This window comes from Desulfovibrio inopinatus DSM 10711 (assembly GCF_000429305.1).
Lineage (GTDB): Bacteria > Desulfobacterota > Desulfovibrionia > Desulfovibrionales > Desulfovibrionaceae > Alteridesulfovibrio > Alteridesulfovibrio inopinatus.
The window spans coordinates 282,955-296,246 of sequence record NZ_KE386878.1 but is presented as its reverse complement, the minus strand read 5'-3'; the positions used below and the strand labels follow the sequence as shown (position 1 = coordinate 296,246).

The window sequence follows — 13,292 nt, the reverse complement described above, 5'->3', positions numbered from 1 at the left end:
ACACTCTTCAGAGAAGTCAAACACTCTGTCAATTCCCTGCGCGCAACGCTTCCAAAACTCTATCAGGGGTAGCCGGCAGTCTGTATATCCGAGCACCGCATGCATCACGAATGGCGTTTATGACGGCCATATGCGGGTTGACCATAGGGCCTTCCCCAGCTCCAGAAGCGCCGAAGGGACCATGTTCACGCAAATTGTTTTCAAAATACGTAATCTCCATATCGTCCGGAATACTCTCTATGTAGGGGAAGCCACCGCCGATCATGGTGGAGTGCTTTTCGATGTCCTCGAAGTCTTCACTCAAGGCCAGTCCGATGCCTTGTGCAATGCAGCCATAAATTTGGCCGTCAACGGTCAGATAGTTGTTGATGGAACCGAGGTCTGCAACACATGCGATTTTGTCGACCTTCACTTTCCCGGTTGCGACTTCCACGGAAACTTCCGCCAGATAGATGGTGTACATGCAATTGACAAAAGGGTTCCCAAGTCCGGTTTCCGGATCGCAAACTCTGCCTTGCGTGGTGTGTACGCCATCAAAACGTGTGGGCTTTCCAGCGGCCACAGCTTCTTGGTAGGTCATGAAGGTTCCGTCGGCCTTCTGTAACGTGTTCATCATCGCCTGACAGGCGGCCCGAAGCGCACTTCCAACGACGACCTGTGAACGCGAGGCGCCAGCCGTGCCCGCGTCGGGTTGCTTGCCTGAATCCGGCCAACTGAAGCGAATTTTCTCAATCGGAATATTCATGGGCCTCAATGATTCATGCGTTGTGCCCACGGCACCAATATCAGCGCCCTGCCCGTGGTCTTCCCATGCGCAACCGAGGGAGACACCGTCATCCGGGTCGTACTGAACAAAAACTTCCGCCTGGTCTATCCCATCCACTCCTGCGCCATAGACACCAATGGCGATTCCTGCACCTTTCTTAATTTCTTTCGTCGAGGCCTTGGCGGTCCGAGCCTTGGCTTCTTGGTATTTAGGGCGGAGCGCTTCAAGCAATTGCGGCAGCGCAATAACGTCCGGCGTTGCACCGGTTGGAGTGGTGGAGCCTTCTCGGTAGCAATTGGCGTAGCGAAATTCCAGCGGATCCTGACCAAGTGCATAGGCCAGTTCATCTACCAGGGTTTCCCCCACAAAGTGTGATTGGACTCCGCCGAACCCGCGAAACGCAGATCCCCAGGAATGGTTGGTGCACACGGCCCGCCCCATACCGCGTATATTCGGGATATCGTAGCCTGCGCCGGTGAACTGAATCCCGCGCCCTGTCAACGGTCCCGCCATCTCGCAGTACGGTCCATGGTCAACGGAGAAGTCATGCTCCAAAGCCAGGATGCGACCTGTTTTCTTAGACGCGGCCATACGGGCTTTAAAATGAAACGGCGAGCGCTTCCCTGTATAGGTCATTTGCTGATAATACGTGTACCTGAGGAAACAGGGATGTCCGGTGGCCAGGACAGCAACGCCCAAAAGTGCTTCAGAAGTGGGACTCAACTTGTAGCCGAACGTCCCCCCCATGGGGTTCGAGGCCATGACAATCTCATTGGGAGGCAGTCCCAAGCCTGCGGAAATCATAAGAGGATGGAGATGCACGCCGATGGACTTGCTATGGATATGCAGCAAATTGTCTTCGCCCATATATGCAAACGCCACATCTGGCTCTATAGGCATATGAGGCTGTCGACTTGTGGTGAAATTGCCCTGAGCGACTACCACGTCATCTTTTTCGAAGAAAGGTGCCGGGTCATCCCCTTTTGTCAAAGGTTGGGTGAAATAGACATTGGGCGTCCCCGGATGTATTTCAATAGCGTCTTCGGCCATGGCTTCGGAAGCGCTCATATACGCAGGCAGTTTTTCAAGATCGAGGGTCACTTCCTTGGCCGCTGCGCAGGCCTGTTCGTATGAGTCGGCGCAAACAACAGCCACCACATCGCCATATTGAAAAATCTTGGTATCGTTGATGATGGGCCGTTCCCAGCCGTCTCCCTTATAGTTCGGCCCCTGAACCAGACCGAAAATCCGATTACTTCCTTTCACGTCACTGGCCGTCAGGACGGCATGCACGCCGGGCATCATCTTCGCCTTTGACGTATCAACTCCAAGAATGTTGGCATGGGATACTTCGGCCTGCACCAAGGCAAGATGCAGGGTGTTTTCAGGAAGCTTCAAACCGAGATCAGCCCCATAATCCAACGTGCCGGTAACTTTGCCCACGGCTGTGGGACGAGGGTATTTCGATCCCCAAATTCGGCCATCCTCGGCCATTTTATATTCCAAGCTTTGTTCGGGAGCGTCGCCCCGCATCACTTTTGCAGCGTCCATCACCGCATCGACAAGTGGCTTATATCCCGTACAACGGCATGCGTTACGATGTTTCTGGAACCAGCTCCTGACCTCCTCGCGGGTCGGGTCGTCGTTTTCGTCCAGAAGTCCTTTCGCAGAAACGATGAAGCCAGGCGAGCAGAATCCACATTGCGCCCCACCGTGCAAAATCCAGGACTTCTGAAGAGGATGAAGATTGCCTGGCTTACCGATTCCTTCAATGGTGATGATTTCCGCATTATCGGGAACCCGACTCATTTTGGTGATGCAAGAACGGACAACCTTTCCGTCTATCAGAACGGAGCAGGCTCCGCATTGACCTTGACCACACCCGACTTTCGTCCCGGTAAGATGCAGTTGCTCCCGTAGAACGTCAGCCAGCTTGGCGCTGGGGGAAGTGAAAAGCCTTGTTTCCACTCCATTAATGTATAATATTTTCTCCAATAGCGAACTCATGGCTTACTCCTTTTTGCTTTTCAAAAAGCAAAGGACATGCCATGACGCTAATCACTCTTTAACACATTCAAAATGCATCATTTTTTAGATGAAAAGCATCACTCCTGTTCAGCTATTACATGTTCAAATACCTTTACACTCTCCTTTACATGTAAAGGACGTTTTAACATGGCTCCACCCAGAGATGTTTCTGCAATCCCTCCAGTTATAATAGACAGTTCCATGCCCACTACAGTTTATAATTAAATATTTCAACCACTTCCATAAACACCGTTTTTCCCAATCCGAACATCATCTCCGTAAGAGGCCCCCTCTCCTGCTTCATGCTTTTGAAGTCCAGAGTTGGCTTGATGAAAGCGCAAAACGATTTTGTACAGTACTGGAACGCTTACGCCACACCCCAGACTTTCCCAAAGAGAGGCCTCGCCTTGAACTGCATTTCAACGGAATCGACTTCGTACTTGAATACGGAACACTCGGCCACACGGCGGGCTTGTTTCTCAAGCCCATTGAGTAACCAGAGATTCTAAAACACGGGACACTGTACAACCAACCTGACTGTAACCAGTTAAAGTTTCATACTCATCCGGCCCGCGGTGTAATCCAAGCCCCAAACGACACTTTTCCCAGCAAAGTATCAGCACTCTCCCATCAAAAACGCCTCAGACAAGGGACAATTCTTTCTTGCCGTCGAGAAAATCCCCCACCCCTCTTTTTCTCAAGTGACACGAACCATGCCTTTCTCCAGCCCCTTCCTGCATTCCATGTGTCCCGAAGGTGGGATCAGGGGAGGATAATCCTCCCAGCCGCCGGCGCTCTCCCTCTCTCTCCTCCCCACCCCGCCTCACGGCGACGCAGTTGCCTTCAGCAGTTCCTACCATCAGGGCCTGGAGAGGACTTTCACCTCCGAGAGTCGCGCCATGCCTGGCACACAAAAAAAACGGCCGAAAAGCAAATGCTCCGGCCGTCTTTCCATCCAAAGCGGATGCTTATTAGGCGTTCATGTGATTCTTATAGGCTTCAACCGTGTTTACGAGCAGTTGAGCAATCGTCATGGGACCGATGCCCCCCGGAACCGGGGTCATGGCCGAAGCTGTTTCCTTAAGCTCCTCGTAATCCACATCGCCGCACAACCCTTCGTCGGTACGGTTCATGCCAACATCAATGACAACCGCGCCGGGTTTGACCCAATCTTTTTTGACCATTTTGGGCCGCCCCACCGCTGCGATAACAATATCGGCCTGACGACAAATTCCGGGTAAATCTTTTGTGCGCGAGTGGCAGATTGTCACCGTAGCATTGGCTAATGGTCCGGTTTGCGCAAGCATCATCGCCATGGGTTTACCCACGATGTTACTGCGACCGATGACCACCGCATGCTTGCCCGCAGGACTGATGTCGTACCGCTCAAGAACGGCCATAACACCAGCCGGAGTACACGGCCGTAAGCCTGGCATCCCCATCGTCAGACGCCCCATGTTTTCCGGGTGAAACCCGTCAACATCTTTGCCTGGAGATGTCAATAACTGGCAGGCCAGTGGATCAAGACCGGAAGGCAATGGCAACTGCAGTAAAATACCATCAATGTCATCACTGGCGTTCAGATCGGAAATGAGTTTCTCAAGCTTTTCCTGGGTGGTGTCGGCATCAAGCCGAAAAGCGCGAGAATGAATACCGACCTCTTCACAGGCGCGTTCTTTATTACGCACGTAAATCTGTGAAGCCGGATCTTCCCCCACGAGGATAACGGCCAGACACGGCGAGCGACCATGTTTTTTCACGAGTCCTTCGACGTCGTTCTTTAACTTCGCTCGAATTTCGGCGGCAGTTTGTTTTCCATCAAGTACGATCATTAAAGATTCTCTTTATGCCTTGTGCACCGGCCGTCTGTAAACGGCCGGTGCGTGATGGGGAGAAATCCCGAAACGGGGTTTCGAGATTATTCTTCGTCAAACCATTGGGCAGCCATAACCGGCCCAAAGTAAATGGCCTGTTCATCAAGTTCTTCTTCGATACGGAGAAGTTGGTTGTACTTGGCCAAACGATCACTGCGGCACAATGAACCTGTCTTAATTTGACCAGCGTTGACCCCAACGGCCAAGTCGGAAATAAAGCAATCTTCCGTTTCACCGGAACGATGAGAAACAACCGTGGTGTACGCAGCCTGCTTGGCCATCTCGATTGTGTCGAGCGTTTCAGTCAGCGTACCAATCTGATTGAGTTTGATGAGAATCGAGTTGGCAACACCGGCATCAATACCTTCGGCAAGGATATCAGGATTCGTCACAAAGACATCATCGCCGACGAGCTGAATGCGGTCACCGAGTTCCAGCGTCAAGCGTTTCCAGCCGTCCCAGTCGCCTTCGGCCAAGCCATCTTCAATGGAAATAAGCGGGTATTTGCCGACAAAATTTTCGAGGTAGTCCACCATTTCCGCAGCGGACAACGACAAATTTTCACCTGTGAGCACGTACTTGCCGTCTTTGAAAAATTCTGTTGCCGCGGCATCAATGCCCAAAGCAATCTCAACGCCAGGCTGATAGCCAGCTTCTTCAATGGCTTTGACAATGTAGCTGAAAGCTTCATCATGACTTTTAAGGTTGGGGGCAAATCCACCTTCATCACCAACCGCCGTTGAATGGCCATCTTTGTTCAGGATAGCTTTTAGGGTGTGAAACGTTTCCGCGCCCATACGCAACGCGTCGAAAAAGGTGTGCGCGCCAAGCGGCAGAATCATAAATTCCTGGATATCCAGATTGTTAGGAGCATGCATCCCACCATTGATGATATTCATCATGGGAGTGGGCAGCACTTTGGCATTGACGCCGCCAAGATACTGGTACAACGGCAAGCCAAGATAGTTGGACGCGGCACGAGCCGTTGCCAAGGATACGCCCAATAACGCATTGGCGCCAAGCCGGGCTTTGTTTTCCGTGCCATCGAGTTCGATCATGGCATTATCCACGGCGACCTGATTCAACGCATTCATGCCGACAATATTTTCGGTGATCTCACCAATGACGTTCTCAACAGCTTTCTGCACGCCCTTGCCGCCATAGCGGGTTTTGTCCCCATCTCGCAGCTCCAGGGCTTCACGCGACCCCGTTGATGCCCCCGAGGGCACAGCCGCTCTCCCCGATGCGCCCGAATCCAGGCCAACTTCCACTTCAACCGTGGGGTTGCCGCGGGAATCAAGAATTTCTCTAGCAAAAATCGCGGTAATGGTGCTCATGAACATCTCCTTGGTGTGTTGGAAAAAACGAGGTTCGTACGGCTAGGGTGTTGATTGCATGGTTTCCAGATACAGACGGCGAAGCCCGCCAAGCAGAAGGTCGGGCTGCACATCATCGATTCGTTCACAATATGGGGCCAACTTTGCGGCAAAGCCGCCTGTTGCCGTTACAGTGACAGGGCTATCGAGCAATGCAGTAAGCCGCGTTGCTATCCCATCAACCATTGCGGCAAATCCGAACACAAGCCCCTGATTCAACGATTCGGACGTGCTCTTGCCGATCGTCAACTCGTCTGTCGAGGGCTCCAGGGTTATTTGAGGCAACTTGGCCGTCCTGGAAGACAGTGCCTGGGCCGAACTGAGCACTCCCGGACAAATGAGGCCGCCAAGATAATCATTTCCACGGACACATTCAAAAGTTGTGGCCGTACCGAAATCGATGACAATCAATCCCCCTTCCGGATGGATACGACGCGCGGCATAAGCCGTCACCAATCGGTCGGCACCAACTTCATAGGGCCGTTCGTAGCAATTATTGAGGGGAACGGGCAAGCTTTTGGGAACAAACAATGGAGCGCGCTGAAGAAATCGCCGGCAGGCGTTATCAATCAACGGGTCCATGGGGGGAACCACGCTGGAAACAAGCACGGCTTCAACATCTTCGGGACGCACATCAGCATGGCGCAAAATATTAAGAAGACGAAGCCCCCAATTATCAGCCGTGTCCAACGGATCAGTCGGGATGACATAGGCATCGATTTCACCACCAGCAGTGGTGATTCCCAGCTTAACATTGGTATTGCCGACATCGGCAAGGACAATTCTATTCATGAATACAACATACGCTTTGGCGGGTTGGCTGATTGAGGCTCACGTTTTGTAAGCCTTGTATGTTTTGAGCGCGGGAAGAATGCGGCCAAATGCGATAAATGGCAAGAGTAAGCATAGCATTTTCCCAATTTTTTCTTGAATTACGGAGTTTGATGTGTCGCGACACCTTGCTTCTCCAGAAACGTTTCCACCGTTGGGAGAATACGCTGAACGATACGCTGTACCCCTTCAGCATTCGGATGGAGCCCATCCGACAAGACAAGATCGGGATCCAGAGCAACACCTTCCAGGAAAAACGGGTAGAACGCCGCATTAAATTCTTCGGCAAGGCTAGAGAACGCCGCTTTGTACTGTTTGCCATACACTGGTCCCATATTTCGTGGAGCATACATGCCGACCAGTAACGTCGGAATATCATGTTTTTGCAGGGTTGAAAGAATTGTATGCAAATTATCCTTCATAAACGCGACATCAAAAGCACGTAATCCATCGTTGGCACCGAGTTCGAGAATGACACCATCCGGTTTTTGGGACAACACAGCTGAAAGACGTGAGACCCCACCAGCGGTCGTATCTCCAGAAATTCCGGCGTTGACGATTGTTACATCATACCCTTTATTACGTAACGTGTTTTCAAGCACCGCGGGAAATGCTTCATCCTGCGACAAGCCAAAACCAGCGGTCAGACTATCACCAAAAGCGACAATAGTAGCCGCCTGCACCGTATGTGGAAGCAAACACAGACACAATATGGCCAACCAAGCCCCAAGAGGGCTCATTGGAATCGAGAACCGATCATGGTAGACTCGCATACTCTCCTCATAGACCTCAAACAAGGTTGATCGAAAGTGACACCAATGATGAGCCTAAAAAACGTCCATCTTACATTATCCAGTCCAGCTGGAAGGGTCAATATTCTGCGCGGAGTGGACTTTCAGGTGGAACATGGTGACATTGTCGCTATTGCCGGCCCTTCCGGAGCCGGGAAAACGACATTGCTCATGCTGATGGCCGGCCTTGAAAAAGCAACATCCGGTGAAGTTGTTGCCGCTGGCATGCACCTGGACACCCTCAATGAAGATGCCTTGGCCACCTTCCGCCGTGATAATGTCGGCATCGTGTTTCAGTCGTTCCATTTGGCACCATCTATGACAGCGTTAGAAAACGTCGCATTGCCGTTGGAACTCGCCTATACAACCGATGCCTTTGAACAAGCCCAAAAGGCACTTGATGCGGTTGGACTCGGGTCACGCCTCACGCACTATCCAAGCCAGCTCTCGGGTGGTGAGCAACAACGTGTCGCCCTTGCTCGAGCCTTTGCCGGACAGCCGAAACTCATTCTCGCCGATGAACCCACTGGAAACCTCGATGCGGCAACGGGCGAGACCGTCATGAATCTGCTTTTCGACCTGGCACAACGTATAGCTGCAACACTTATTCTCATTACCCATGACAACACGTTGGCAAAACGCTGTCATCGTATCGTTCATATGCGTGATGGCCGACTTGAAGAACATTCTTCCAACCACCCCAGTGAATACATGGAGGCCTCCCTGACGTGAGAGTTTTTTTCAAAGTGGAAGGGAAATCCAACATTGAGCGAGTTCTGCGCGGATTCGGAGTCCTGTTTGTCATCATCGGTGTCGTGATGCTTTTCAGTTGGAACTTCAATAGAAAGTTCGACCAAATCAAATCGAAACTCGACATTGTTGACCTCGGCAATGTTCTGAGTAAAGATGAACGAGCACAACTTCGCGAGTATGCCAGCCGCTTCCAAACCACTTATGGCATTACCCTCAAGATCAAAGTCACAAACAAGCATCTGCAAATTCCTTCACTTGATCCGAAAACGCTTTTTATCGGTCTCAACACGACGGAAGGCTTTGCTGTTGTTGAATTTCCACCCTTGGTGGCTCGGGCTCTGGGCCCGGATTTTGTTTTGTATTTAAAAGAGAACCATTTCAACGATTACATCAAAACCGCACGATACGGCTTGGGCATAGAAGTAGCTTTGCAACTCCTCTGGGAAGAGCTCAATACCGGACTGCACGAACAAGGATCTTCATGACACAGGATACAGTAACCATTTACACAGATGGCGCCTGTCTGGGTAATCCCGGTCGAGGCGGATGGGCTGCCATTCTCGAATTCGGCGATACGCAAAAAGAACTCTGTGGCGGCTTTCGAAAAACAACCAACAATCGTATGGAACTTCTTGCCGTCATCGAAGCTCTGTCAGTTTTGACCAGACCATGTTCGGTGCAGATTGTGACGGATTCACGCTATGTCCATGACGCTATCGAGAAAAAATGGCTTGCCGGTTGGGTTCGCAAAGGTTGGGTGACCGCGTCGAAAACGCCCGTCAAAAACGTGGACCTCTGGAAACGCCTTATGCCCTTGTTGGAACAACATGATGTCCGCTTTTCATGGGTTCGAGGCCATACAGGGCATCCCCAAAATGAGCGCTGCGATGTGTTGGCTAAAGGTATGGCGGAAAAACCCGGTCAACCGGAAGACACGGCATATACCGGCTAAAACAACAATGTTACCTCTCACGCAAAAGCCAGTCACATGCTGGCTTTTGTGATGTCATACCTCACTTAGACGTCTTCTCCACAACAACCCGATTTCGACCGGAATGCTTGGCTGAATACAGCAAGTCATCGGCCTGTTTAATCATGGTCTCAAGCGACGCTTGCGGTGTGAAGCTCACACCAATGCTGATGGTAAAACGCAATAACATTTCCCCGACCGGTATATGATGGCAACCGACATGTTCACGTAATGCATCCAAGAGCTGGAATGCTTCTTCTCGGGAAACGTTGCGTAAAAAGATGGAGAATTCTTCGCCACCGAATCGCGCGACAAGATGATCTTGACCAAATCGATCAGCGAGAAGCTGGGCAAACCAATGAAGTGCCTTGTCTCCAACATCATGTCCAAATGAATCGTTGATCCCTTTGAAATCGTCGATGTCGATAATAACCATAGCGCACGGAAGCTGCGCGTCTTTATGGAGATCAAAGGCGTGTTGCGCTTGTTCAAAAAAATGGCGACGATTCGATATTCCCGTCAGATAGTCTTTATTCGCGTATTCTCGAATATTGTTAATGAGTTCAATCATCTCGACATTTTGTGAAACGCGACAATAAAATTCTTCATTAACAAATGGTTTATTCAAATAATCATTGGCCCCACTTTTAATAAAACGTGCTGAAATCGAGAGTCCGCCATGCGCTGAAATGCCTATTATTGACAAAACATCTTTGGAATAGCGCTTACGAATTTCACGAGTCAGCATAAACCCGTCCATGTGTGCCATGTTATAATCTGTGATGACGAGTTTGATGTCCGGATGCTTTGTCAATAAATCTAAACAGGCTTCACCATTCTCGACATCGTAGACGATATAACGATGAGCGCGGAGCAAGCTCGTCATCTGTCGTCTCGACAAACTGGAATCGTCAACTACTGCCACACCAATGCCAGCATTGGCGCGAATCCGAGCGACAAGTCTCACCACGTAATCCACAACCTCGATAGAGTCTTTGGTTACGTAGTCTATAATTTGTTTGGACCAATACAAATCACGCAAATCGTCACTGATTTCTCCTGTAAATACTGCGGCAGGGATCCCTTTGGACAACACCTCATCAACAACTTGACCATCCGGCGCATCAGGCAAATTAATATCCAACAATGCCATAAAAAATGTGTGGCCTTCACGAAGTATCAATTCCCGAGTTTCAGCCAACGACATGGTCCATGCGACATCGGTACCGAGATCAGCTTGAATACGTTGTGAGACAAAAGCACCAAACGTTCGACTGTCTTCGACAAGAAGCACCTTGGTTTGAACGCCATATGACGAATGCATTCGCTATCACCTTTCATGAGGTTATACGCATCATGTATACGACACACTATAACCCATACCCCTCAAAGAAAAAAACATTTTTTTCACAGGAAAACCTGACGCTATATCTATAAAAATATAAATCAGTCTCCTGTAAAGACGTCGATGGAATCACAGAAAAAATACAACATCACCCAACAACGTCTTCACAATGCCCTTTGGAAAAGCATAAATGAAGCAGCGATTGCGGCAACACCGATCAAAATAAAGACGGGAAACTCGAAAGGTAGCGATGATGACGTCAAAGAAAAATGAAAACGTTTCACGCTTTCGATGTCAGTCGACTACAGAACGAAAAACGCGCCCGGAAACAGAGCTTACGGGCGCGTTTAACACCAAGCATGCATGTTATTTCAGACCAAGATATTCTTTAATATAGGCAAAATCGATATTCGAACTCACAAGTTGAGCCCCTTGTCTGATTTTGATGACATCACGCAATTTATGACGTTCAAGAATGGCTTCCATCTTCTTGGCCACGGTAAATGTATCATCGCGAACAACAATAATGGGTATTTCAAGCACTTCTGAACGTGTTAAAATAATATCGTTCGGATAGAGGTTCCCTGTTAAAACGAGACACGGGCTATCACCTTCCAACGCGACAAGCTGAACATCCGAACGGTCTCCACCCACGATAACGGCCGAATTTTTATGCTTCCGGAAGTGGGTCATAAAGTTTTCCACTTGCATTGTTCCAATAAGGAAGCTTTCCACAATACGGTCGGATTTATGGTGTGCGGAAATCACCTTTCCGCCAAGTCGATCGGCCAAGTCCGCGACTTTGATCGCTCCCATAAGTGGATCGCGAGGAATCACGCCAAGCACCTTCACCCCATTTCGCTCAAGAAACGGTGCGATGAGTGTTTCCACTTCGTCGATAAGGTTCGGAGCGATATCATTTAAAATAACGCCGAGCAGATTCTCGCCAAGCGTATCTTTCAATACAACAAGATAGTCATAGTTCAGTTCTTTCTGGAACCGATCGATCACAATGGTTTTGACACCGAGTGTTTGCACAACTTGAATTCCGTCGACATTACAATATCGACCAGAATACATTGAGCCGGAACCAGCAACAATGGTAACATCTTTATCTTTGCTGATGGCATCGTAGCTCCGCAAAATATTGCCCATGAGATCACTGCACTTTCCGCTGAACGCTTTTACCTTGAAATCTTGGGTAACAACGACAGGAGTGACGAGTTCAGGATCTTCGTCCAATCCCAGGATATCCTGGACAAAAAAGGCATCTTCGTCTCCGAGCTTGCCATTGACTTCCTTGGGCAGAGCGCCAACAGGCTTCATGTAGGCAACGTCATATCCCTCTTTCTGCAATCGCAGCCCAAGTCCCATAACCACCATGTTTTTTCCGGAATATCCGGACGTTGATCCAACATATATTCCTGCCATATCGTCCCTCCGCGAACTCCCCATTACCTTCACACGAGCCAGTCGAGCCCAACCAGGCGGACATTCGCCTTCACAGCCCTCTGACGTTTCCGGAAATGAGGGTTGAAATCGGCTTCGTAAATTTCTGAACCTTCCATGACCATTCAAAACGGTCAACAGGACATCCTCTATCTCCTTGAAATGAACGGCCGGCTCCCCACACACCCCCCGTGCAGGAGCGGGTTACTCTGTACTTCCCGGATCATCTCGGAAGCGACGCTTGCGGTCAAGAGGCAGGTGAAAAAGAAATGCCTCTCAAGATATTATTCATAATATCACAAAGTTCAAAAGATCACACTGATAAAAAAAGACAATTCCATACAAAACAGCTACAGGTATTATTCTTCACGAACAAGCCAAGTCGAGCCATGAGAAATCCCCATGTTTTCCCCCTTTCCAGATTGTAACAAAGGAGATTTAGAACAACACTGAATGTCATACCATTGTTATTATGCCACGAAACACGGGTCTATAATTGGTTATATAAAATATTTATTGTAAAATCCTACAGATAAGCACCATATTCGTTGAATCCAGTACTCCTTTCAACGATCGTCATGATGACTACATACAGTTCAGCGCTTGTTCACTTAAAGACCATGCCATACCCGTTGAGAGGTATTTTTTTTGATGCTGTTCAGAGGGTTGTTAAGCGAGGCAAAGAAAGGCAAAACTATCTTGTTTGAGGACGACATGCTTTGCCTGTGGAAAATCCGCATGAGGTTAGACGAACTCGTCGGCTTTAGATATGGAAGCAATATAAGGCGAACACAGTACGGAAGCAACCTGTTCGACCTGAGGGGACGATATGACAAAGTTCATGTTGTAGGAACACGAACCCGTGCCCTCCGTAGTATCAGGATCACTGACATATAGACGGAATACAACTTCCTTCCCGTGCGGCACGGGCTCCGTCAATATCCAACATGAAAATGGCGTCGTTCGCCGGGCTTGGTTAAGAATTTTCGAACGTTTTTCTAATAGAATGACTTGCCCACGTTCAAAGACGCTCTGTTTTTATGCGGCTTGGTGTCATACAAAACTTGCATTGCGTCCGTTTTGGGTGTTGATATGTCCAAGCATGTTTA

The 13,292-nt window shown here is 49.5% G+C and carries 10 protein-coding genes; 3 read left to right on the top strand and 7 right to left on the bottom strand.

Annotated features, from left to right (window positions below):
* Nucleotides 1–28: 28 nt before the first annotated feature.
* From G451_RS0121975 to G451_RS0121945, 5 genes are all read right to left on the bottom strand, one after another.
* The gene (locus G451_RS0121975) at nucleotides 29–2,773 is read right to left on the bottom strand and encodes a molybdopterin-dependent aldehyde oxidoreductase (protein ID WP_027185939.1); all 2,745 of its coding nucleotides are present in this window, start codon (nucleotides 2,771–2,773) and stop codon (nucleotides 29–31) included.
* Between the two features lie 992 nt (nucleotides 2,774–3,765).
* On the bottom strand, nucleotides 3,766–4,626 hold the full coding sequence (gene folD / locus G451_RS0121960) for a bifunctional methylenetetrahydrofolate dehydrogenase/methenyltetrahydrofolate cyclohydrolase FolD (protein ID WP_027185937.1): 861 nt from the start codon (nucleotides 4,624–4,626) through the stop codon (nucleotides 3,766–3,768).
* Between the two features lie 86 nt (nucleotides 4,627–4,712).
* Nucleotides 4,713–6,005, bottom strand: a complete 1,293-nt coding sequence (gene eno / locus G451_RS0121955; protein WP_027185936.1) for a phosphopyruvate hydratase — start codon at nucleotides 6,003–6,005, stop codon at nucleotides 4,713–4,715.
* Between the two features lie 42 nt (nucleotides 6,006–6,047).
* A complete protein-coding gene (locus G451_RS0121950) occupies nucleotides 6,048–6,836 on the bottom strand; it encodes a type III pantothenate kinase (RefSeq protein WP_027185935.1) in 789 nt (262 codons plus the stop codon).
* A gap of 140 nt (nucleotides 6,837–6,976) precedes the next feature.
* Entirely contained in the window at nucleotides 6,977–7,648 is a 672-nt protein-coding gene (locus tag G451_RS0121945; protein ID WP_245587861.1) for an arylesterase, read from the bottom strand.
* Between the two features lie 45 nt (nucleotides 7,649–7,693).
* Between G451_RS0121945 and G451_RS0121940 the strand changes: the two genes are divergently transcribed.
* Genes G451_RS0121940 through rnhA form a run of 3 tightly spaced genes read left to right on the top strand, consistent with a single transcriptional unit; the run spans nucleotide 7,694 to nucleotide 9,371 of the window.
* The gene (locus tag G451_RS0121940) at nucleotides 7,694–8,398 is read left to right on the top strand and encodes an ABC transporter ATP-binding protein (RefSeq protein WP_027185933.1); all 705 of its coding nucleotides are present in this window, start codon (nucleotides 7,694–7,696) and stop codon (nucleotides 8,396–8,398) included.
* On the top strand, nucleotides 8,395–8,904 hold the full coding sequence (locus tag G451_RS0121935) for a hypothetical protein (RefSeq protein ID WP_027185932.1): 510 nt from the start codon (nucleotides 8,395–8,397) through the stop codon (nucleotides 8,902–8,904). Before G451_RS0121940 ends, G451_RS0121935 begins: the two co-directional genes overlap by 4 nt.
* Nucleotides 8,901–9,371, top strand: coding sequence for a ribonuclease HI (gene rnhA / locus G451_RS0121930; protein ID WP_027185931.1), 471 nt, complete (start codon nucleotides 8,901–8,903; stop codon nucleotides 9,369–9,371). Before G451_RS0121935 ends, rnhA begins: the two co-directional genes overlap by 4 nt.
* Before the next feature lie 61 nt (nucleotides 9,372–9,432).
* Here rnhA and G451_RS0121925 read toward each other — a convergent pair whose 3' ends face one another.
* Nucleotides 9,433–10,713 carry a diguanylate cyclase gene (locus tag G451_RS0121925; protein WP_027185930.1) on the bottom strand — a complete coding sequence of 427 codons (1,281 nt, stop codon included), beginning with the start codon at nucleotides 10,711–10,713 and terminating at the stop codon, nucleotides 9,433–9,435.
* A gap of 387 nt (nucleotides 10,714–11,100) precedes the next feature.
* Complete coding sequence (locus G451_RS0121915) at nucleotides 11,101–12,165, bottom strand: phosphotransacetylase family protein (RefSeq protein ID WP_027185929.1); 1,065 nt, start codon at nucleotides 12,163–12,165, stop codon at nucleotides 11,101–11,103.
* Nucleotides 12,166–13,292 lie beyond the last annotated feature (1,127 nt).